The 20,177-nt window shown below is 59.8% G+C and carries 19 protein-coding genes; 7 read left to right on the top strand and 12 right to left on the bottom strand.

The window, feature by feature from the left end; genetic code table 11:
• Window positions 1–2: 2 nt before the first annotated feature.
• From BK670_RS28565 to folE2, 5 genes are read right to left on the bottom strand one after another with little or no spacing between them, the layout of a single operon-like run.
• On the bottom strand, window positions 3–563 hold the full coding sequence (locus BK670_RS28565; protein WP_123454809.1) for a gamma carbonic anhydrase family protein: 561 nt from the start codon (window positions 561–563) through the stop codon (window positions 3–5).
• Window positions 560–1,435: a metal ABC transporter substrate-binding protein gene (locus BK670_RS28560; protein ID WP_123454806.1), complete on the bottom strand. Its 876-nt coding sequence runs from the start codon at window positions 1,433–1,435 to the stop codon at window positions 560–562. The genes BK670_RS28565 and BK670_RS28560 overlap by 4 nt, the downstream gene beginning before the upstream one ends.
• Window positions 1,436–1,446: 11 nt before the next feature.
• Window positions 1,447–2,313, bottom strand: coding sequence for a metal ABC transporter permease (locus tag BK670_RS28555; RefSeq protein WP_123454804.1), 867 nt, complete (start codon window positions 2,311–2,313; stop codon window positions 1,447–1,449).
• Window positions 2,313–2,981 (bottom strand): metal ABC transporter ATP-binding protein, encoded by a 669-nt coding sequence (locus BK670_RS28550; protein WP_123454801.1) that lies wholly within the window; start codon window positions 2,979–2,981, stop codon window positions 2,313–2,315. Before BK670_RS28550 ends, BK670_RS28555 begins: the two co-directional genes overlap by 1 nt.
• Window positions 2,978–3,874 (bottom strand): GTP cyclohydrolase FolE2, encoded by an 897-nt coding sequence (folE2, locus tag BK670_RS28545; protein WP_123454799.1) that lies wholly within the window; start codon window positions 3,872–3,874, stop codon window positions 2,978–2,980. Before folE2 ends, BK670_RS28550 begins: the two co-directional genes overlap by 4 nt.
• 84 nt (window positions 3,875–3,958) lie before the next feature.
• Here folE2 and BK670_RS28540 point away from each other — a divergent pair, with 84 nt between their 5' ends.
• Window positions 3,959–5,161 carry an N-acetylmuramoyl-L-alanine amidase gene (locus BK670_RS28540; protein WP_123454797.1) on the top strand — a complete coding sequence of 401 codons (1,203 nt, stop codon included), beginning with the start codon at window positions 3,959–3,961 and terminating at the stop codon, window positions 5,159–5,161.
• Here the strand turns inward: BK670_RS28540 and BK670_RS28535 are convergent.
• Entirely contained in the window at window positions 5,158–5,535 is a 378-nt protein-coding gene (locus BK670_RS28535; RefSeq protein WP_123454795.1) for a glutamine synthetase, read from the bottom strand. The two genes, BK670_RS28540 and BK670_RS28535, sit on opposite strands and share 4 nt — an antisense overlap.
• A 222-nt stretch (window positions 5,536–5,757) precedes the next feature.
• On the opposite strand from BK670_RS28535, the gene zigA reads away from it, so the two are divergent.
• Entirely contained in the window at window positions 5,758–6,963 is a 1,206-nt protein-coding gene (gene zigA, locus BK670_RS28530) for a zinc metallochaperone GTPase ZigA (protein ID WP_123454792.1), read from the top strand.
• Window positions 6,963–7,607 carry a DUF1826 domain-containing protein gene (locus tag BK670_RS28525; protein ID WP_123454789.1) on the top strand — a complete coding sequence of 215 codons (645 nt, stop codon included), beginning with the start codon at window positions 6,963–6,965 and terminating at the stop codon, window positions 7,605–7,607. The genes zigA and BK670_RS28525 overlap by 1 nt, the downstream gene beginning before the upstream one ends.
• A 4-nt stretch (window positions 7,608–7,611) precedes the next feature.
• Here the strand turns inward: BK670_RS28525 and BK670_RS28520 are convergent, their stop codons facing one another.
• The gene (locus BK670_RS28520) at window positions 7,612–7,968 is read right to left on the bottom strand and encodes an NADH:ubiquinone oxidoreductase (RefSeq protein WP_123454786.1); all 357 of its coding nucleotides are present in this window, start codon (window positions 7,966–7,968) and stop codon (window positions 7,612–7,614) included.
• A 28-nt stretch (window positions 7,969–7,996) separates the two neighbouring features.
• On the opposite strand from BK670_RS28520, the gene BK670_RS28515 reads away from it, so the two are divergent.
• A complete protein-coding gene (locus BK670_RS28515) occupies window positions 7,997–8,962 on the top strand; it encodes a CobW family GTP-binding protein (protein ID WP_123454784.1) in 966 nt (321 codons plus the stop codon).
• 39 nt (window positions 8,963–9,001) lie between these two features.
• Here BK670_RS28515 and BK670_RS28510 read toward each other — a convergent pair whose 3' ends face one another.
• Window positions 9,002–9,415: a DUF3301 domain-containing protein gene (locus tag BK670_RS28510; RefSeq protein ID WP_123455150.1), complete on the bottom strand. Its 414-nt coding sequence runs from the start codon at window positions 9,413–9,415 to the stop codon at window positions 9,002–9,004.
• A 117-nt stretch (window positions 9,416–9,532) separates the two neighbouring features.
• Here BK670_RS28510 and pdxY point away from each other — a divergent pair, with 117 nt between their 5' ends.
• Window positions 9,533–10,405 carry a pyridoxal kinase PdxY gene (gene pdxY, locus BK670_RS28505; RefSeq protein ID WP_123454781.1) on the top strand — a complete coding sequence of 291 codons (873 nt, stop codon included), beginning with the start codon at window positions 9,533–9,535 and terminating at the stop codon, window positions 10,403–10,405.
• A gap of 105 nt (window positions 10,406–10,510) precedes the next feature.
• On the opposite strand, the gene BK670_RS28500 is transcribed toward pdxY, so the two are convergent.
• A complete protein-coding gene (locus tag BK670_RS28500; protein WP_003229693.1) occupies window positions 10,511–10,993 on the bottom strand; it encodes an acyl-CoA thioesterase in 483 nt (160 codons plus the stop codon).
• Between the two features lie 279 nt (window positions 10,994–11,272).
• Here BK670_RS28500 and BK670_RS28495 point away from each other — a divergent pair, with 279 nt between their 5' ends.
• The gene (locus tag BK670_RS28495; protein WP_123454779.1) at window positions 11,273–13,036 is read left to right on the top strand and encodes a cation:proton antiporter; all 1,764 of its coding nucleotides are present in this window, start codon (window positions 11,273–11,275) and stop codon (window positions 13,034–13,036) included.
• Between the two features lie 21 nt (window positions 13,037–13,057).
• Here BK670_RS28495 and BK670_RS28490 read toward each other — a convergent pair whose 3' ends face one another.
• The 3 genes from BK670_RS28490 to uvrD all read right to left on the bottom strand — a co-directional run bounded on the left by BK670_RS28490 (window position 13,058) and on the right by uvrD (window position 16,959).
• Window positions 13,058–13,465, bottom strand: coding sequence for an SMI1/KNR4 family protein (locus BK670_RS28490; protein ID WP_047596914.1), 408 nt, complete (start codon window positions 13,463–13,465; stop codon window positions 13,058–13,060).
• A gap of 138 nt (window positions 13,466–13,603) precedes the next feature.
• Window positions 13,604–14,479, bottom strand: coding sequence for a Tim44 domain-containing protein (locus tag BK670_RS28485; protein WP_095049619.1), 876 nt, complete (start codon window positions 14,477–14,479; stop codon window positions 13,604–13,606).
• 296 nt (window positions 14,480–14,775) lie between these two features.
• Window positions 14,776–16,959: a DNA helicase II gene (gene uvrD, locus BK670_RS28475; protein WP_123454775.1), complete on the bottom strand. Its 2,184-nt coding sequence runs from the start codon at window positions 16,957–16,959 to the stop codon at window positions 14,776–14,778.
• 257 nt (window positions 16,960–17,216) lie between these two features.
• Between uvrD and BK670_RS28470 the strand changes: the two genes are divergently transcribed.
• Window positions 17,217–20,087 (top strand): putative bifunctional diguanylate cyclase/phosphodiesterase, encoded by a 2,871-nt coding sequence (locus BK670_RS28470; protein ID WP_123454774.1) that lies wholly within the window; start codon window positions 17,217–17,219, stop codon window positions 20,085–20,087.
• Window positions 20,088–20,177 lie beyond the last annotated feature (90 nt).

Below are 20,177 nucleotides of genomic sequence, written 5' to 3'. Positions count from 1 at the left end.
GTTCAGAACTCGTTCTGCAAGGCTTTGTAGCCGCGCACCAGATCGACGTTGGTGCGCGCCACATCTTCGGAAAACTCCGAGGCGCTGACGCTCACCGGTGGAAATTGCGAGAGGTCGGTGTTCGGGCCGATGCGAGTCGTGGAGGGCACATAGAAGGCGTCCGGCAAATCCCGACCGTCGACCACCGAGTTGTGCCGCACCACGCAACCGTTGCCGACGACGCAGTTGAACAGGACGCTGTTGAAGCCGATGAACACGCGATCGCCGACGACGCAGGGGCCATGCACGATCGAGCGGTGGGCGATGGAACTGTACTCACCGATAGTCACCGCCGCGCCGGATTTGGAATGAATGACCACGCCGTCCTGGATGTTCGAATTGGCGCCGATGGTGATCGGCTGCATCTCGCCCGAGGCGTCCACTTCGTCGGCGCGGATCACCGCGTAGGGACCGACGAAAACGTTCTCGCCGATCACCACCTTGCCGCAGATGATCGCGGTTTTATCGACGTAGGCCGACTCGGCAATGTGCGGCAAATCACCTGAAGGATTCTTGCGGATCATGGCTGGCTCAGTGCGTCGTAAAGGGTGTTGAGGTTGTATTCGAACAGACCGGTGAAAGTGCTGGCGGGACCGCTGGCAGCGAGGGCATCCGAGTAGAGCGTGCCACCAATGTGCGCGCCACTTTCGTCGGCGATCTGTTTGAGCAGGCGTGCGTCCTTGATGTTTTCCATGAACACCGCTTTGACGTGGGCCTGGCGAATCTGGGTAATCAGCGCCGCGACTTCGGCGGCGGCGGGGTCGCGTTCGGTGGACAGACCTTGCGGTGCCATGAAGTCGATGCCGTACGCCTGACCGAGATAACCGAAGGCATCATGGCTGGTGACGATCTTGCGGTTGCCGGGTGGCAGCGCACCGAGTTTGGCCTTGGCCTCAGCGAGCAGGGCGTAGATCTGCTTCAGGTAGGTTTTGCTGTTGCGTTCGTAGTCGGCTCTATTCGCCGGATCGGCAGCAATCAGGGCTTTGCTGATATTGGCGACATACAACTCGGCGTTGGCCAGATTGTGCCAGGCATGCGGGTCGGGAACGGTTTCGCCGTCTTCATCCAGCGAGCGTGGAATCACGCCGTGGCTGGCGCTGACGACCGTGGCTTTGGTATCCGTGCTGGTGAGCAGACGATCCAGCCATGGCTCAAACCCCAAGCCGTTTTTGATGACCAGTTTGGCTTTTAGCAGGGCTTTGGCATCGTCTGGCGTCGGTTCGTAAGTGTGTGCGTCGGCGTCCGGGCCGACCATGTTGGTGATCTGGACATGCTCGCCGCCGACCTGATGGACCATGTCGGCGAGGATGCTGAAGCTGGTGACCACCGGCAGTTTTTCCGCGGCCGACAATGACATCGACAGCATCAGGCTGAACAGCACGAGTAGAGCGCGCATCGGGAAACACCTCATTGGGATGTGAGCAAAGGCGGGCGGCGCAACAGACCGTGCACCGGCCCGAATACCACCGACAACAGATAGCCGAGGCCGGCGACCAGCACGATGGCCGGGCCGCTCGGCAACGAGTAGTAGAACGACAGCAGCAAGCCGAACCAGACCGAGAGGCAACCGATGACGGCCGCGATGGCGATAAGGGGTGGCAGACGGCGGCTCCAGAATCGCGAAGCCGCGGCGGGGAGCATCATCAGACCGACCACCATCAGCGCGCCGATGGCCTGGAAACCGATCACCAGATTGAGTACGACCAGCGTCAGGAAGACGCCATGGGCCAGTGGGCCGAGGCGGCTGACGGTTCTCAAGAACAGTGGGTCGAGGGTGTCGAGCAGCAACGGTTTGTAGATCAGGGCCATGGCGATCAGGCTGAGTCCGGACACCCACAGCATGCCGGTGAGGGTCGGCCCGTCGACGGCCAATGCTGAGCCGAACAACAGGTGCAACAGATCGAGGCGTTTGCCTGCGATGCCGAGTATCAGCACGCCACTGGCCAGCGAGATCGGATAGATCGCAGCGAGGCTGGCGTCTTCGCGCAGACCGGTGCGGCGGGTAATCCAGGCGGCGAGGCCGGCCATGCTCAGACCGGCGCCCAAGCCTCCCAGCGTCAGCGCGGGCAGGCTCAGCCCGGCAAACCAGAAACCCAAGGCCGCGCCGGGAAGGATGCCGTGGGCCACGGCGTCACCGATCAGGCTCATCCTTCGCAGGATCAAGAACACGCCGAGCGGCGCGGTGCTGCACGCCAATACCAGGCCGCCGAGCAGAGCGCGGCGCATGAACACGAACTCATTGAACGGTTGCCAGAGGTGGGCGACGGTGTGCATCAGGCCACCTGTGTTTGAGGTGTTTGCTGAATGAGTTCTGCGCTCGCGCCAAACACGCAGTCGCGGTTTTTGATCAGCAACGTTTCGGGAATGTGTTGGCGCACGGCGGCGAGGTCGTGGCACACCACGACCAGTGTTCGACCTTCGCCATGCCAGGCGTGGATGTGCTGCCAGAGCAACTGCTGACCGATTTCATCGAGTGCCGCGTGGGGTTCGTCGAGCAGCAGCACGGGCGCGTCGGTCAGGCTCAGTCGAGCGAGCAGGGCGCGTTGTAGTTCACCACCGGACAGGGCCATGAGTGGACGGTGTTCGAGTCCGCTAAGGTGCCAGTTGTCCAGGGCGTCTTTCAGGCGCTGGCTTCGTAGTTGAGTCGAGAGCCTGCGTCCCCAGAATCCGGCGGCGACCAACTCTTCGAGACTGATGGGGAATTGGCGATCCAGATGCTGTTGCTGGGGCAGAAAGGACAGCCCGCTTTGACGTGGAACACTCAGGGCGACTGTGCCTGCCAAAGGCTTCTGCAATCCGGCGATCACTTTCAGCAGGCTGCTTTTGCCACAGCCGTTGGCGCCGATGATCGCCGTCAGGCTGCCGCTGTCGAGCTCAAGGTTCAGGGGCGCGGTCAGTGGTTGGCCGGGTGCGCCCCAACTCAGGGATTGGCAGCGGATCATGCTTGCTCACGCTGCCAGTGGCTTTCGGCGACGGCGTCGTGAGCGTGCAGACTTTCAGCGTGGATCACACGCAGGTGAAATGCACTGACCCCCGGAGTACGTCGCAGGGCCAGATTCAGACGGCGCGCCGCGTCTTCGCAAAACATCAGGTTCTGCCCGTTGGCGAGGGCGAACGCTTGTTCGTCTGCGCGTTTCACGGCGGTTTGTACGGCGGTGCCGAGGGCAGCTTCAGCGTCATTGATGATCACGCTCAGAGGAAACTCATCAATGAATTCGTCGAGGTGAAGGTGCAGTTGTGCAGTGCTGCGTTGGCTATGTGGCGTGGCAATGATGCCTTGGGTCGAGCCAAGCCAAGCCAGAACGTCTGCGTGATGAAGGGCTGTGTTAGCGAAGTCGTCGATGAATTGTTGCTGGATCAACTGTCGCGCCAAGGCCGCAGAGCAAGGACAAGTTGAAGAGTAGGGCACTTCGATTTTGAGTTCCACGTGGAACACTTCATTTATCAGACTGGCGAAAATGCTCGCGGGATAAGACTTCCAGCCGGCCAATGGACTGATTAACGCCGGCCGCTTTAGCAACAAATCGCTATGGATATTCAGGTAAGCGCGGGTGGATAAACCTTCGTGGCTTTGCAGGAAACCCTTGAGCACCTGATGCAGTAGAGCAGGGGACAGATTCTTCTGTTCGAGTGCTTCCAAGGCCAGATACAGCCGCGACATATGAATGCCGCGTGCCTCGCCATCATCAAGACTGACACCCGCATCAGCCTTCGCGCTCAAGCGCTGACCCTCTATCAAGACAGGTAATGCAATGCCGTGCATGCCCACCCATTCAAGTGGCAACGCTTGGCGTGCGACCTGCGCGGCGATATCCGGAAGTGTCATCGAATTCATGTTCGGGACCATCGTGTTGATTGAATTGGATGTTACATTATAACAATTCAAATCACGACGCCTTTTTCATGAACAGGCTTTCATATGCACAGACGCCATTTGCTTAATCTGATCCTGGCCAGCGTTGCCTTCGCCCTCCCTTTCAGTGTTTCCGCCACGCAGATTCGCAGCGCCCGACTGTGGCGCTCTGATGAAAAACTGCGATTGGTGTTCGATCTAAGCGGTCCGGTGCGCTACAAAACCTTCACGCTCATGGCCCCTCAGCGTCTGATTATTGATGTGTCGGGTGCGAGTGTTGTCGCAGATTTCAGCCAACTGGCGCTGAACGGTACGGTGATTCGTTCGATTCGCTCCGGGCCTTCTGGCCACGGCGGTACGCGAATTGTTCTGGATCTGAGCAATCCGGTGCTGTTGAACAGCTTCCTTTTGGCGCCGCAGAAAGGCCAAGGTCATCGCCTGGTTCTGGATTTGGTCAGCGCAAAATCCGTGCCCAAGATTCCAATGGTTCCACGTGAAACACCTCAAATGAAGGTGCATCCAAGACGAGACATCATGGTTGTCGTCGATCCAGGGCATGGTGGAAAGGATCCCGGCGCAGTTGGCGCCAAGGGTGAAAGGGAAAAGGATGTGGTGCTTTCCATCGCGCAATTGCTCGCCAGACGCCTGAAAAAAGAGAAGGGCTTCGATGTGAAACTGGTGCGCAATGACGATTTTTTCGTGCCGTTGCGCAAACGCGTGGAGATCGCCCGTCAGCACAAGGCTGACATGTTTATCTCAGTGCATGCCGATGCAGCGCCGCGTCTGACTGCTTCCGGCGCGTCGGTGTATTGCCTGTCGGAAGGCGGTGCGACATCGGCGACGGCGCGCTTCATGGCGCAGCGGGAGAATGGTGCGGACCTGCTCGGCGCTACCCGTCTGCTCAATCTGAAAGATAAGGATCCGATGTTGGCGGGGGTGATTCTCGACATGTCGATGAACGCTACGATCGCCGCCAGTCTGCAATTGGGCAGCACGGTACTTGGCAGTCTGGCCGGCATCACCACACTGCATCAGAAACGTGTGGAACAGGCAGGATTCGCGGTTCTGAAATCGCCAGATGTACCTTCGATTCTGGTGGAGACAGGCTTCATTTCCAATCCGCGCGACAGTCAACGGCTGGTCACGGCGCGACATCAGCAGGCCGTGGCCAACGGATTGTTTGAAGGGTTGCAGCGTTACTTTGCGAAGAATCCGCCGATCGACAGCTACCTTGCCTGGCAGCAAGCGCAGCAATACACGCCGGTTTAGCAGCCGGCAATGCGGCTGCAGGTGAATTTCGCACTGCTGCCGCCCGAGCTGGAGAAGCGATTGATGGTCGTCCAGCCGACACGTCGGGTGTAGCCAACCCAGGCTTCGCCATCAGAGGCGATCCCGGTGAAGAAGGTCAATTGACCGAAACGGCTGTTGGTCTGCGCCCAATAACGCCGGCCATTCTTCTCAAAACCGCGCAGATAAAGGGTGTTGCCGACGGTGTTGACGCTATAGGCGTTGCCATCGGCGTCGACACAGGCCAGCAGGTTGGCGCTGCGTGTGCAGCTGGCGAGTGATGGCAATTGCGCAAAAGCGTTACCAGCCAGCAACAACCCAAGGCTCAAGATCGAGCATTTCAGCGCATTTTTCATGGTGATTTCCGGGTTCGGTATGGGCACAGCTTCCGGGTCTTTGTCGATCAAGACAAGAGAAGGCTGGTTTCTTACTGTTGTTATACTATAACATAAATCCACATTAAGCCTGGGCAGGCCGATTTCAAAGCGTTGGTTTTCTACGTGATACACCGTGGGAACCGCGAAAACGCCACGCGCAGCAAAAGCGCTGATTGGCTGCCTTCTAAAGAGGATTATCCAATGTCAGCAGAGTTGCCCGTCACCGTACTTTCAGGATTTCTCGGCGCCGGAAAAAGTACACTTTTGAATTACGTACTACGTAATCGAGACGGTTTGCGCGTGGCTGTTATCGTTAATGATATGAGCGAGATCAACATTGATGGCAGCGAAGTTCAGCGCGATGTCAGCCTGAATCGTGCAGAAGAAAAAATAGTCGAAATGAGTAACGGCTGTATCTGCTGTACGTTACGCGAAGACTTGCTGGAAGAAGTCAGCAAGCTCGCTCGTGAAGATCGCTTCGATTATCTGCTGATCGAATCCACCGGGATTTCCGAGCCATTGCCCGTGGCAGAGACGTTTACCTTCCGCGATGAGCACGGCCAAAGCCTCTCCGACATCGCGCGTCTGGACACCATGGTCACTGTAGTCGACGGTGTGAACTTCCTGCCGGACTACCAGGCAGCGGAAAGCCTCGCCTCCCGTGGCGAAATCCTGGGCGAGGAAGACGAGCGCTCCATCACAGATCTGTTGATCGAACAGATCGAGTTCGCCGACGTGCTGTTGATCAGCAAGATCGACTTGATCAGCCAGCGCGAGCGTGAGGAGTTGATCGCGATCCTCCAGCGTCTCAACGCCCAAGCGGAAATCATCCCGATGGTGATGGGCGAGGTGCCGTTGGAAAAAATCCTCAATACCGGACGTTTCGACTTCGAGAAGGCTGCACAGGCACCGGGCTGGCTGCAGGAATTACGCGGTGAGCACGTGCCGGAAACCGACGAGTACGGTATCGCCTCCACAGCCTATCGCGCCCGCCGGCCCTTTCACCCGCAACGCTTCTTCAGCTTCATCGATCGTCCTTGGCTGAACGGTAAATTGCTGCGCTCCAAAGGCTTCTTTTGGCTGGCGAGCAAACCCACTGACGCCGGCAGTTGGTCGCAGGCCGGTGGTTTGATGCGCCACGGTTTTGCCGGGCGCTGGTGGCGTTTCGTGCCAAAGGAGCAGTGGCCGCAAGACCAGGAAAGCACCGCCGCGATCATGGAAAACTGGACGCCGAGCGTAGGAGACTGCCGTCAGGAACTGGTGTTTATCGGTCAGAACATCGATTTCCTGCAGCTCTCAGCCGAACTGGATGCGTGTCTGCTCACCGATGAAGAGATGGCGCTCGGTGTAGAGGGCTGGCGTTCGTTCCTGGATCCCTTTGGCTCTTGGCACGAAGAGGCCGCCTGATGCTAGCGCTTAAATTGCAGCAAAACCGCACACGCGATCAGCATCAAGGTTCGACACCGAAGGCGCTGACGCGAATCCTCGAAGACGACACCAACCTTGCCGTCTGGCAACGTCAACTGCCGTTGCACATCAGCGAGTTCGCCCACCTGCTGCTGTCGCTGAATGAACCCTTGGCGGAATCGTTGTGCCTTGAGTTACCGGATGAGGACGCCGAACCTGATCTCACTGGCTTGGCATCAGGCTTCCGTGATCTGGAAGGCTACGAGGGTTTTATCGCCGACCTGAAATGGCTGGTCAGCGCATTCGCCTGCTTACTGGGGGCAAAGCGTGTAGGCCTGCGCCTGCGGGTGCTCGATAAAGCCATGTGTCCACGTTTCCATGTCGATCACGTGCCGGTGCGCCTGATCACGACTTATGCGGGCGTCGGCAGCCAATGGCTCAAGGAAGGTGCGATGGATCGCAGTCAACTGGGGCAGGCCAACGCCGAACCCCACATGCAAATACAGCAACTCGACAGCGGCGACGTGGCACTGTTGAAAGGCGAGAAATGGCACGGCAATGAAGGCTTCGGCCTGATCCACCGCTCGCCGCAGCCGGCGGCGGGCGAGCGCCGTCTGATACTGACCCTCGACTGGCTCGGCTGACGCCTCAAGGCTTGAGCCACGCACCTTGGCTCTGGCCTTCGCAATATGGCTGCAGATATGCCGCGTCCGTGGCTACGCCGTAATAGTGGATATCCTGGCGATAAGGCATATTGGCGACTTGCGCGTTGCTGCATACGCCAAATGCACCGCTCGGGCACTGATCGACGTACTGCACTTCGACCTTCTGCCCGGCCAGCGTCGGCTGACAGAAACCGTCATTGAACAGTTTCTCCGGGATATTGCGGTTCTGCTGACAGACTTTGACGTCGAGCCGCTCGCCCTGACTGTGCACCACGCAGGCCTGGGCCCATGCTTCGCTCGACAGCAGCGCCAACAGCAACGACCATCCCCTCCAACGCATCTTGGATCTCCTCAGAAAACGTCTAGCCATGTTGCAGAACATTCCTACCCATGTCATTGCTGGCCCTTTGGGCGCCGGCAAGACCAGCCTGATTCGCCAGCTCATGGCCCAGCGCCCGGAAGGCGAACGTTGGGCGGTATTGATCAACGAGTTCGGCCAGATCGGTCTCGACGCCGCCCTGTTGACGAGCGACGCCGATGGTATCGCACTGGGCGAAGTGGCCGGCGGTTGCCTGTGTTGCGTCAACGGCGCGCCGTTTCAGATTGGCCTGGGACGGTTGCTGCGCAAGGCGAAGCCGGATCGCCTGTTCATCGAACCGTCCGGACTGGGGCATCCGGCGCAGTTGATTAAACAGTTGAACGAGGCGCCGTGGCAGGGTGTGCTGGCGGTGCAGCCATGTGTCCTGGTGCTGGATGCTCAGGCGCTCAACGCGGGCAAAGTATTGCCGGCAGCGCAGCAGGCCGCGTTGGCCAGTGCGGGTTTGTTGCTACTGAACAAGGCGGAAAACCTTGATGAAGGTGAGCGGCAGAAAATCGCCGGTCAGCTTCCGCCGGTCCGGCAGATCTGGACGCAGCAGGCACGGCTCGCCTTGAACGAGCTACCGGGGCTGGCGGCGCAAGCGGTCATCGGAGTGGATAATCTGCTGGTGCCCCAAGGATTGGCGCAAATGCCGGCCGTCTGGAGCGACCCGACGGTGCCGATTTGCCTGAGTCAGGCGCAAGAGGGGGGCTGGAGCGTGGGTTGGCGTTGGCATCCGGGGCAGAGATTCGGCAAACGGCGCATTGCCGATTGGCTAGCGAATCTCGATTGGATCAGGGCGAAACTGGTTATCCACAGCGCAGATGGCTGGGTGTCGGCGAATGCGCTGGAGAATGCAGCGTTGAGCTGGCAGGCCAGTGAATGGCGAAAAGATTCGCGAATCGAGCTGATCTTCAGTGAAGTGCAGGATGTTGAGGTGCTTCAGAGAACGTTGTCGGGGTGCCGGGAGGGTTAAGATCAAAAGATCACAGCCTTCGGCAATTCCTACAGTCGTTCACGGTTTCCATTTGGTGTGTTCTTGCCGCCACTGGCTCAACTCGATCACTTCCGCCCGAGGCTTGTGCACTTCAACCACCGGCGGCGTGTCGTCGAACGGTGCCGGGTAGGGCGCCAGTTCGATCTGCGCACTGTGCGCGCCAAACTGGGTGACGGTGCCGTTATGCCGGGTTTCGCCGGTCACGGTGAACTCGAAGTTGTACACCCGCGCCAGTCGTCGGCGACCGTTGGCGTCCTTGATGAAACCGATCTTCTTCAGGGCAACGTTGCCGTCGAGCAGCTCGACCCGCACGTTCAGGCAATGCTGTTTGACCCGCTCCAGCGCGCGTTCGCGCAAGCCGTGGTTGTGCCACAGCCAGGCGCCGGCAGCGGCGAAGAGTATCAGCACAAAGATGTTTTCCAGGGTCAGCATCAACATCAAACTCCAAAAGATAGCGTCAGCTTAACTGCGTCGCCGGTCTGTCGTACAGGCTGTGTTTCGTCGCATACTGCGCGGCTTGAATTTCAATCGTTTTACGGAATGACCCGAATGAAACGTACGCCTCATCTGCTCGCCATTCAGTCCCACGTGGTGTTCGGCCACGCCGGCAACAGCGCCGCGGTTTTTCCGATGCAGCGGGTCGGGGTCAATGTCTGGCCGCTCAACACCGTGCAGTTTTCCAACCACACCCAATACGGCCAGTGGGCCGGCGAAGTGCTGGCGCCGCAACAGATTCCCGAGCTGGTCGAGGGTATCGCGGCGATTGGCGAGTTGGGCAATTGCGATGCGGTGCTGTCCGGTTATCTTGGCAGCGCGGCGCAAGGCCGGGCGATTCTCAGCGGTGTCGAGCGGATCAAGTCGGTCAATCCGAAGGCGCTGTATCTGTGTGATCCAGTGATGGGGCATCCGGAGAAGGGTTGCAGCGTGCCGACCGAGGTCAGCGATTTCTTGCTGGAAGAGGCGGCGGCCGTGGCGGACATCATGTGTCCGAACCAGTTGGAGCTGGATAGCTTCTCCGGGCGCAAGCCGCAGTCGCTGTTCGATTGCCTGGCGATGGCGCGGGCGTTGCTGGCGCGCGGGCCGAAAGCCGTGCTGGTCAAGCATCTGGATTATCCGGGTAAACCGGCCGATGGCTTCGAGATGTTGTTGGTGACGGCCGAAGGCAGCTGGCATCTGCGCCGTCCGCTGCTGGCGTTTCCGCGGCAGCCGGTGGGCGTGGGCGATCTGACGTCCGGCCTGTTCCTGGCGCGAGTGCTGCTGGGTGACACTCTGGTGGCAGCGTTCGAATTCACCGCGGCGGCGGTGCATGAGGTGCTGCTGGAGACTCAAGCCTGCGCCAGTTATGAGCTGCAGTTGGTGCGGGCGCAGGATCGCATTGCGCATCCACGGGTGAAGTTCGAGGCGACGGCGATCAGTCTGTAAGACCGCGTTGCCCTCATTCGCGAGCAGTCTCGCTCCCACAGGTTCAGCGTCAACCCTGTGGGAGCGAGCGTGCTCGCGAAAGCGGTCGTCTGAGTGTTACGAATCTCAGGCGTCGCCCTTGATCTCCTGATACCGCTTCTCCAGCTCCTGGCGAATCTGCCGACGCTGCTGCGCCTGCATATAACGACGCTTGTCTTCACTGTTCTGCGGTTGCAGCGGCGGCACGGCGGCCGGCTTACGCTGGTCATCCACCGCGACCATGGTGAAGAAGCAGCTGTTGGTGTGGCGCACCGAGCGCTCGCGGATGTTCTCGGTGACCACTTTGATGCCGACTTCCATCGAGGTGTTGCCGGTGTAGTTGACCGACGCGAGGAAGGTCACCAGTTCGCCGACATGGATCGGCTCACGGAAAATCACCTGATCCACCGACAGCGTCACCACGTAGCGGCCGGCATAACGGCTCGCGCAGGCGTAGGCCACTTCGTCGAGGTATTTGAGCAGGGTGCCGCCGTGGACATTGCCAGAGAAGTTGGCCATGTCGGGGGTCATCAGTACCGTCATCGACAGCTGGGCGTTTCCGGGTTCCATAACGTTCTCACGGATCAAGGCTGATTACTGGAAGCACCTCTGCGGGTGCCTGGTCGCTTTTCAAAAGCACCGTTATCGGGACGCCGGGCAACGGGACGCCGTCACGCCGGGATCGATCTGTTTCCATATATTGCACCGCCTTCCAGCCGCAAGTCGCGGTGTTAACCTGCAAAAGCCCCTTACAAAGGCAATTCCCACACGAAAAGCGGATTTTTACTTCACTCGCCCAGACCTTTCTGACGTCTGCCGGCGAGTCTCGTCATTCAAGGAGCCCACGCCATGCATGCCATCAGTTTTATTCAGGATCTGGCAGTGATCATGTTGGTCGCAGGTGTGGTGACCGTGTTGTTTCATCGCTTCAAACAGCCGGTGGTGCTCGGCTACATCGTCGCCGGCTTCATCATCGGCCCGCACACCCCGCCGTTCGGTCTGATCCACGACGAAGAAACCATCAAGACCCTCGCCGAGCTGGGGGTGATTTTCCTGATGTTCTGCCTCGGCCTGGAGTTCAGCCTGCGCAAGCTGTTCAAGGTCGGCGCCACAGCGTTTATTGCGGCGTTCCTCGAGATCGTCCTGATGATCTGGATCGGCTACGAAATCGGTCGCTGGTTCGACTGGAACACCATGGACTCGCTGTTCCTCGGCGCGATTCTGGCGATCTCCTCGACCACCATCATCGTCAAGGCCCTCAATGATCTGAAGATGAAAAACGAGCGCTTTGCGCAGTTGATCTTCGGCGTACTGATCGTCGAAGACATCCTCGGCATCGGCATCATCGCGCTGCTATCGAGCATTGCCGTCAGCGGCACGGTCAGCTCCGGCGAAGTGTTTTCCACGGTCGGCAAACTGTCGCTGTTCATGATCGTCGCGCTGGTGATCGGCATTCTGCTGGTACCGCGTCTGCTGGCCTACGTGGCCAAATTCGAAAGCAACGAGATGTTGTTGATCACCGTGTTGGGGCTGTGTTTCGGCTTCTGCCTGCTGGTGGTCAAACTCGAATACAGCATGGTGCTTGGCGCGTTCCTGATCGGCGCGATCATGGCCGAGTCGCGGCAATTGCTGAAGATCGAGCGGTTGATCGAACCGGTCCGCGACCTGTTCAGTGCGATCTTCTTTGTCGCCATCGGCTTGATGCTGGATCCGCTGATTCTGCTCGAGTACGCGTGGCCGATTGCGGTAATTACCGTAGCTGTCGTACTCGGCAAAATGTTGTCCTGCGGCCTCGGAGCGTTTATCGCCGGCAATGACGGACGCACCTCACTGCGCGTGGGGATGGGCCTGTCACAGATTGGCGAATTTTCCTTCATCATCGCCGCGCTCGGGATGACGTTGCAGGTGACCAGTAACTTCCTCTACCCGGTCGCCGTGGCGGTGTCGGTGATCACCACGCTGCTGACGCCGTATCTGATTCGCGCGGCGGATCCGCTGTCGATCAAGCTGTCCGGGGCCGTACCCAAACGTTTGGGGCGTGTGCTGGGTATGTACGGTGAGTGGCTGCGCAGCATCCAGCCGCAAGGCGAGGGCGCGATGCTGGCGTCGATTATCCGCAAGATCTTGCTGCAGGTCGGGGTCAATCTGGCGCTGGTGATTGCGATCTTCTTTGCTGGCGCGTATTTCGCCGAGCGCATTTCGCTGTGGCTGCAGGACTGGATCAGCGATCCGAGCTGGCAGAAGGCGTTGATCTGGGGCGGGGCGCTGCTGCTGTCGTTGCCGTTCCTGATTGCGGCGTATCGCAAGCTCAAGGCGCTGTCGATGCTGTTGGCGGAGATGGGCGTGAAGCCAGAGATGGCCGGGCGTCACACGCAGCGAGTGCGGCGGGTGATCTCCGAAGTGATCCCGATCCTCTCGCTGCTGGTGATTTTCCTGCTGTTGGCAGCCTTGTCGGCCAGTATTCTGCCGACCAACAAGTTGCTGGTGCTGATCGCCGTGGTCGCGGCCGCCGTGGCGGCGCTGCTCTGGCGCTGGTTCATCCGCGTGCACACACGGATGCAGGTGGCGCTGCTGGAAACCCTCGACAACCACAAGGAGTCGTCGGGACATTGACCTGCCGGGGCGGCTGGCCGATTAGCTTTCCAGCCAGACGTCCCGCGCCCAGTGCCACACCGATTCCCAGGATTCTTCGGTGATCAGCTCTTCTTCGCCGGACCACAGCACCACGGTGCCGTCTTCTTCGACGCAGTAGTAGTTGTCGCCGTCCTGACAGATCGGGATCAGGTCACGCGGCACGCCGATGTCCCATGCATTGGCTGCGACATCCGGCAGATAAGTGTGCGATTGCGGGTCGGTGACGGTCACCGGCTCAAGGCTGCCGTACACCACATCGCTGACGGTCAGCAAAAACTCTTTGAAGACAAACGGGATGTTGATGAAGAGTTCTTCTTCGATCTCAACGAGTTGGTCTTCGTCTGGCAATTCCAAAGGAACCGGTACGGGTTCGTTGGCTTCGCGCAGTTGTTCGATGATTTCTTCCACGTCCGGGATCCTCTTGCTTGAATGGCGCGGTTTATATGGGCCGGTTTATACAGTAGCTCGCTATAGATGCAACCGCGAAATAGAAAACCCCAGCCGAGGCTGGGGTTTTTATTACCGCAAGTGAAGCGTGGACAGGGATCAGCCGTTCTGGCGGATACCGGCCACCAGCCAAGGCTGGTTGTCGCCCTGCGGACGCTCCATGTTCCAGCTTTCGCTGAACACTTCGCCCTGATCGAAGCGCGAAGTCTTCGAAACACCGCTGAAGGTCAGGGTGGCGATGGTCTTGTCGGCACGGTCATCCACGCCGTCCAGTTGTACCTGGAGGTTGTCGATGTAGGTCGACTGGAACGCGTCGCCCAGATCTGCACGCTCACGCTTGAGGAACTCAAGCATTTGCGGGGTCACGAACTCGGCGATCTTGTCCATTTCGTTGGCGTCCCAGTGCTGTTGCAGCGACTGGAAGTGGCTGCGTGCAGCTTCAAGGAAGTTCTGCTCGTTGAACCAGGCCGGCGCGTTGATCACCGGACGGGCGGCAGCAGGTGCAGCCGAACCACCGAAGATCGAACCCATGGCAGCAGGTTTCTGCTCGAACACTTCACGCTGCATCGGCGCGCCGGCCGGAGCGAATTGCTCTTGCTGCTTGCGGCGACGCGCGGCGATGAAGCGGAAGATCACGAACGCGATCACGGCCATGATCAGGATGTCGAAGATCTGCATGCCCTGGAAGCCGCCGCCCATGAACATGGACGCGAGCAGGCCACCGGCGGCGATGCCGGCCAGAGGGCCGAGCCATTTCGAAGCACCGCCGGCCTTGGCGGCAGCGCCTGCGGCACCGGCAGCACCTGCGGTCGCAGCGGCACCGCCGACGCCTGGAGAAGAAGGAGCCATCTGGCTGGTCTGGTGCGTCGGCGCAGCGCCGGCGCTTTTGCCACCACCAAAGCGCTTGGCGTTGGCGTCGAGGCTCATCGTCAGGCCGATGCACAACGCCATGGCGATGCTAAGAAAACGTTTCATAAAGGGTATTCCCGTTTGTGGAGACACGCGCGCCATGTTGCACAGCTGAAGTGTTACTGGCTAGCGAGAGAGTGTTTCGGGCTTTTGCCTGACAGGTCGCGTTCAGCTTCGCGAGGCAATAAGAGCGTGTACTTTTGGCTGTAGGAAAAGGAGATAGGTTCCGCGGGATTGTTGGTCAGAACACCGAACCCTGTGGGAGCGAGCCTGCTCGCGAATGCTGCACCGCGGTCTATCAGATCAACCGCAGCGATTTCATTCGCGAGCAGGCTCGCTCCCACAGAAAAGCGAAACCGGCGTCAGATCGCTTCCAGCTTCGCGTAACCCAGCATCAGCCACTTGCTACCTTCGCTGAAGTTCACCTGTACCCGCGCTTGTGCACCGGCGCCTTCGAAGTTGAGGATCACGCCGTCACCAAAGATCGAATGGCGTACCGCCTGACCGAGGCTGAAACCTGTTTCCGGGATTTCGCTGCCACTGAACAGGTTGCTGCCGCTCATCGACTGATTGCCGCCGAACGGTCGGCTGACGCTGTTCGACAAGCGTACTTCCTGAATCAGACCTTTCGGTACTTCGCGTACGAAACGCGAAACCTTGTTGTAGGTCTCGCTGCCGTACAGGCGCCGGGTTTCAGCATAGGTCATCACCAGATTCTGCATCGCCCGGGTAATCCCGACGTAGGCCAGACGCCGCTCTTCCTCGAGACGACCGGGTTCTTCCAGGCTCATCTTGTGCGGGAACAGGCCTTCTTCCATGCCCACGAGGAACACGTAAGGGAATTCCAGGCCTTTGGCGCTGTGCAGGGTCATCAACTGAATGCTGTCTTCGTGTTCGTCGGCCTGGGTGTCACCGGCCTCCAGCGAAGCGTGGCCGAGGAACGCCGCCAGTGGCGTCAGTTCTTCGTCCTCTTCGGTGTTCTCGAAGTTGCGCGCGGCGCTGACCAGTTCCTCAAGGTTTTCTACCCGGGCCTGGCCTTTCTCGCCTTTTTCCGCTTCGTGATAAGCGATCAGGCCGGACTGCTCAATGACGGTTTGCGTCATCAGGTGCAGCGGCATCTCGGCGCACTTGGCGGCGAGGTTCTCGATCAGTTCGATAAACGCACCGAGGGCACCCGCCGCGCGACCGGTCAGGCCTTTGTTGGCGACCAGTTGGCGCATCGCTTCCCACATCGACACATCGCTGTGACGGGCGTGCTCGCGGATCGCTTCGACGGTTTTTTCACCAATACCACGGGCCGGCACGTTGATTACTCGTTCCAGCGCTGCATCGTTGCCCCGACCTTCGAGCAAACGCAGGTAGGCCATGGCGTTCTTGATTTCGGCACGTTCGAAGAAGCGCTGACCGCCATAGATGCGGTACGGAATGCGTTCGCGCAGCAAGGCTTCTTCGAGAACGCGCGATTGGGCGTTGGAGCGGTACAGAATCGCGATATCGCTGCGAGCGAGGCCGGTTTTCAGCGCGCTTTCGATGGTTTCGACAACGTAGCGTGCTTCGTCGTGTTCGTTGAACGCGGCGTACAGATTGATTGCTTCGCCGTCGCCACCGTCGGTCCACAGCTCTTTGCCCAGACGCCCGGTGTTGTTGGCGATCAGGGCGTTGGCAGCCTTGAGGATGCCGGCGGTGGAGCGGTAGTTCTGCTCCAGACGAATGGTCACCGAATCCGGGAAGTCGGAAGAGTACTGATGAATGTTCTCGATCTTCGCGCCACGCCAGCCGTAAATCGACTGGTCGTCGTCGCCGACCACCATCAGGCTGTCGCCACCCTTGCCGAGCAGGCGCAACCAGGCGTACTGCACGGCGTTGGTGTCTTGGAATTCGTCCACCAGAATATGGCGGAAGCGCTTTTGATAATGCGCCAGCAGGCCCGGGTGATCGCGCCACAGGTCGAGGGCACGCAGCAGCAGTTCAGAGAAATCGATGACGCCGGCACGCTGGCACGCCGCCTCGTAGGCTTCATAGATGCCGCGCATGGTCGCCAGATACAAATCGCCGCTGGCCTGAATATGTTGCGGACGCAGGCCTTCGTCTTTCTGGCCATTGATGAACCACTGCGCCTGACGCGCCGGCCAGCGTTGCTCGTCCAGGCCCAGCTCGCGGATTACCCGCTTGACCAGGCGTTGCTGGTCATCGCTGTCGAGAATCTGGAAAGTCTGGCTCAGGCCCGCTTCCTGCCAGTGCGCCCGCAGCAAGCGGTGCGCCAGGCCGTGGAAGGTGCCGACCCACATGCCGGCCGGGTTGATGCCCAGCAACTGCTCGATGCGATGACGCATCTCGGCAGCGGCCTTGTTGGTGAAAGTCACCGACAGGATGGAGTGGGGCGAGGCGTTTTCGACCTGGATCAACCAGGCGATACGGTGCACCAGCACTCGGGTTTTACCGGAACCGGCGCCGGCCAGGACCAACTGACGGCCAACGGGGGCTGCTACGGCCTGGCGTTGGGCATCGTTGAGGGAGTTCAGCAGAAGGGAGAGATCATCGCGCATCGGGGCATTCTAGGGTGCGCCGCAGGCCCGGGCAAACCGAGCTTTGCATTAGCCGATGAAACTCCCGTCGATGACGACCGGTCGGTCACTGGCTACAGGCATCGGCCCGCCGCGCTTCAAGGGTTTGAACGGTGGCAAAGGGTGGAACGGTTTCGCTGAAATTATGATGTGGAGCAGTTTGGCAACGGGATCGGCTTGTGTATGCTCCGTCCACGTTTCGGGCGCACGCCCTCCTTATAAGAACAAGAACGTTGCCCATGACCCTCAGCTCCGAACTGTCGGGCCCCTCTGTGGAACCCCGGGTTATCCGCAAGCGCTATGCCGTCGAGATGGCGGTCGAGCGCACGCGTCTGCTGTATCAGGGCTCGTTGTTGCCCACGCTGTTCATGTTGATCAATGGTCTGGTCTGCGCCGGTTTGCTCTGGAGCCCGCAGCGCTACTTCGTGGTCAGCGTCTGGCTGGTGTGGTTGCTGTCGCTGGTGGCGTTGCGGGTGATTCAGGTGGCAGCGTTCGATTCGGCGATCCCTGATCGTCAGGCGCAACCGATCTGGCGGCGAATGTTTCTGCTCGGCTCGACCATGACCGGGCTGACCCTGGCCGGTGCCGGCATCGCCTTGGTGCCCGCCGACAACTTCATTCAGCAGGCGTGGGTGTTCGGCCTGATCGGCGCCGCAACCCTCTCGGCCAGCGTCGCTTATGCGGTGAGCCTGCCGGCGTTTCTGTCGTTTACCTTGCCCTGCCTGTTGCCGGCGATCGGTTATCTGTTCTGGGGCGGCGACGAGCAGGCGCGCGGTTGGGGCTGGCTCGGCCTGATCCTGCTCGGCTCGCTGAGCGTGGTCGCGTGGCAGGTCAATCGGCTGATTGATCGTGGCTTGCTGCGGCGCTTCCAGAATCAGCACTTGATCGAACACCTGCAACAGACGCAGGCGCGCAGCGATCAACTCAATCAGGAACTGGCCAACGAAATCGACCAGCGCCGCTGCGCCGAGGGCAAGTTGCGTGAAGCGCAGGTCGAACTCGAAGACCGCGTCGCCCAGCGCAGCCTTGAGCTGGACGTGGCCAATCAGGCCCTGAGCAAAAGCGAAGCGCGGCTGGCGCTGGCGTTGAAGGCCAGTGAGCTGGGGTTGTGGGACTGGAACCTGCAAACCGACGAAGTCCACCACACGCAGATTCAGGAGCTTTTCGGCCTCGCTCCGGAATACGTCACAGCGCTTTTGCGCGACCTCAAGCCACGTCTGCATCCCGACGATGTGCCGTCGCTGAAATACGCGTTGATCGAGCACTTGAAGGGGCGCACCGAGGACTATCAGATCGAATACCGCGTGCGTCACGGCGATGGCCATTGGGTGTGGATCGAAGACCGTGGCCGCGCCGTAGAGCGCAGCGACAGTGGCCGGGTGATCCGCATGGTCGGCACCCGCCGCGACATCAGTGCCAGCAAAAGCCTCGAAGAGCAGCAGCGCCTGGCGGCGACCGTATTCGAGGCGGCCAGTGAAGGCATCGTCATTCTCGACCCGAACTATGCGCTGATCGCGATCAATCAGGCGTTCAGCCGCGTCACCGGTTACGACATTGAAGACATGCTCGGGCGCAACGTCGTCGAGCTGCCATGCAGCCGCGATGCGCGCCGCCATTACGTGGCAATCCGGCATGCGCTGGAGCAGCACGGCAGTTGGCAGGGCGAACTGGTGGAGACGCGCAAGAACGGCGAGCTGTATCCGCAGTGGCTGCAACTGAATGCGGTGCGCGATAGTCGGGGAAATGTCAGCCATATCGTGGGCTTTTTCGCCGATCTGTCGGCACGGCGCGAATCCGAAGAGCGCATGCGCTATCTGACCCAGTACGACGAACTCACCGGGTTGGCCAACCGCTCGCTGTTCCGCGAGCGGTTGCATGAAGCGCAGCAGCGCTCGCGTCAGGGCCGACGCAGCCTGGCGTTGCTGCACATCAATCTGGATCGCTTCAAATTGCTCAACGACAGCCTCGGCCATGAGATTGCCGACCAGTTGCTGCAGAAAATGGCGCGCCGCTTGGTCAACGCCTTGCCGGAAGCGGACACCATCGCCCGTTTATCCGGCGACGAGTTTGCCGTGCTGTTCGATGCCTACGGCAATCTGTCGAGTCTGGCGCGGGTCGCCACGCGCCTGTCGAGCAAGTTGCGCCTGCCACTGACGGTCGAGGGGCATGAACTGGTGGTCAGCGCTTCGATGGGCATCAGCATGCTGCCGGACAACGCCCGGGAAATCTCCGCACTGGTCAGCCAGTCGAATATGGCCATGCAACATGCCAAGCATCTGGGCGGGAACAACTTCCAGTTCTACACCGACAGCTTGCAGGCCAGCACCCTTGAGCGCTTGCAGCTGGAAAACCATCTGCGCAAAGCTATCGAAGACAAGCAACTGAAAGTGTTCTATCAGCCGAAGCTGTGCCTGCAAACCGGGCGCTTGAATGCGGCGGAAGCACTGGTGCGCTGGGATCACCCGCTAATGGGCCGGGTGCCGCCGGGGGACTTCATCGGGCTGGCTGAGGAAACCGGTCTGATCGGGCCGATTGGCGAATTCGTTCTGCGTCAGGCGTGCTGGCAGGCCTGTGAATGGCAGCGTCAGGGGCTGGAACCGATCCGTGTTTCGGTGAACCTGTCGGTGCATCAATTGCGTCAGGGCAAACTGGTCAGTCTGGTGCGGCAGGTGCTGGAGGAAACCGGCCTGGAACCGCACTACCTCGAACTGGAACTGACCGAGAGCCAGTTGCTCGACAGCGTTGAGCACATCATCGCGACCTTTCAGCAACTGCGTGATCTGGGGGTGAAACTGGCCATCGATGATTTTGGCACCGGATACTCGTCGCTGAGTTACCTCAAGCGCATTCCGGTGGATTACGTGAAGATCGATCAGGCCTTCATTCGCGGTCTGGGCGAGGGCAGTGAAGACGCGGCGATCACTCGCGCGATCATCGCGATGGCCCATGGTTTGTCGCTGAAGGTGGTGGCTGAAGGTGTCGAGCGCCAAGAGCAGCTGGAATTTTTACGCGCCGAATGTTGCGATGAAGTGCAGGGTTACCTGATCAGCCGGCCTGTGGAGGCTGCCAGTCTGGCCGGGCTTCTGCGCGCGCAGGACAATCCGTTTTAAGGGCTACATACAGCCCATCGCGCCTGATATGGGGACATGGAGTTACGCATTGAGCAGGCAAAAAGCCAATTCATGTAGTATAACTACAAG

Source organism: Pseudomonas fluorescens (genome assembly GCF_003732425.1).
GTDB lineage: Bacteria > Pseudomonadota > Gammaproteobacteria > Pseudomonadales > Pseudomonadaceae > Aquipseudomonas > Aquipseudomonas fluorescens_BE.
The sequence above is the reverse complement of the archived record's forward strand: the minus strand, read 5'-3'. Positions and strand labels throughout refer to the sequence as shown.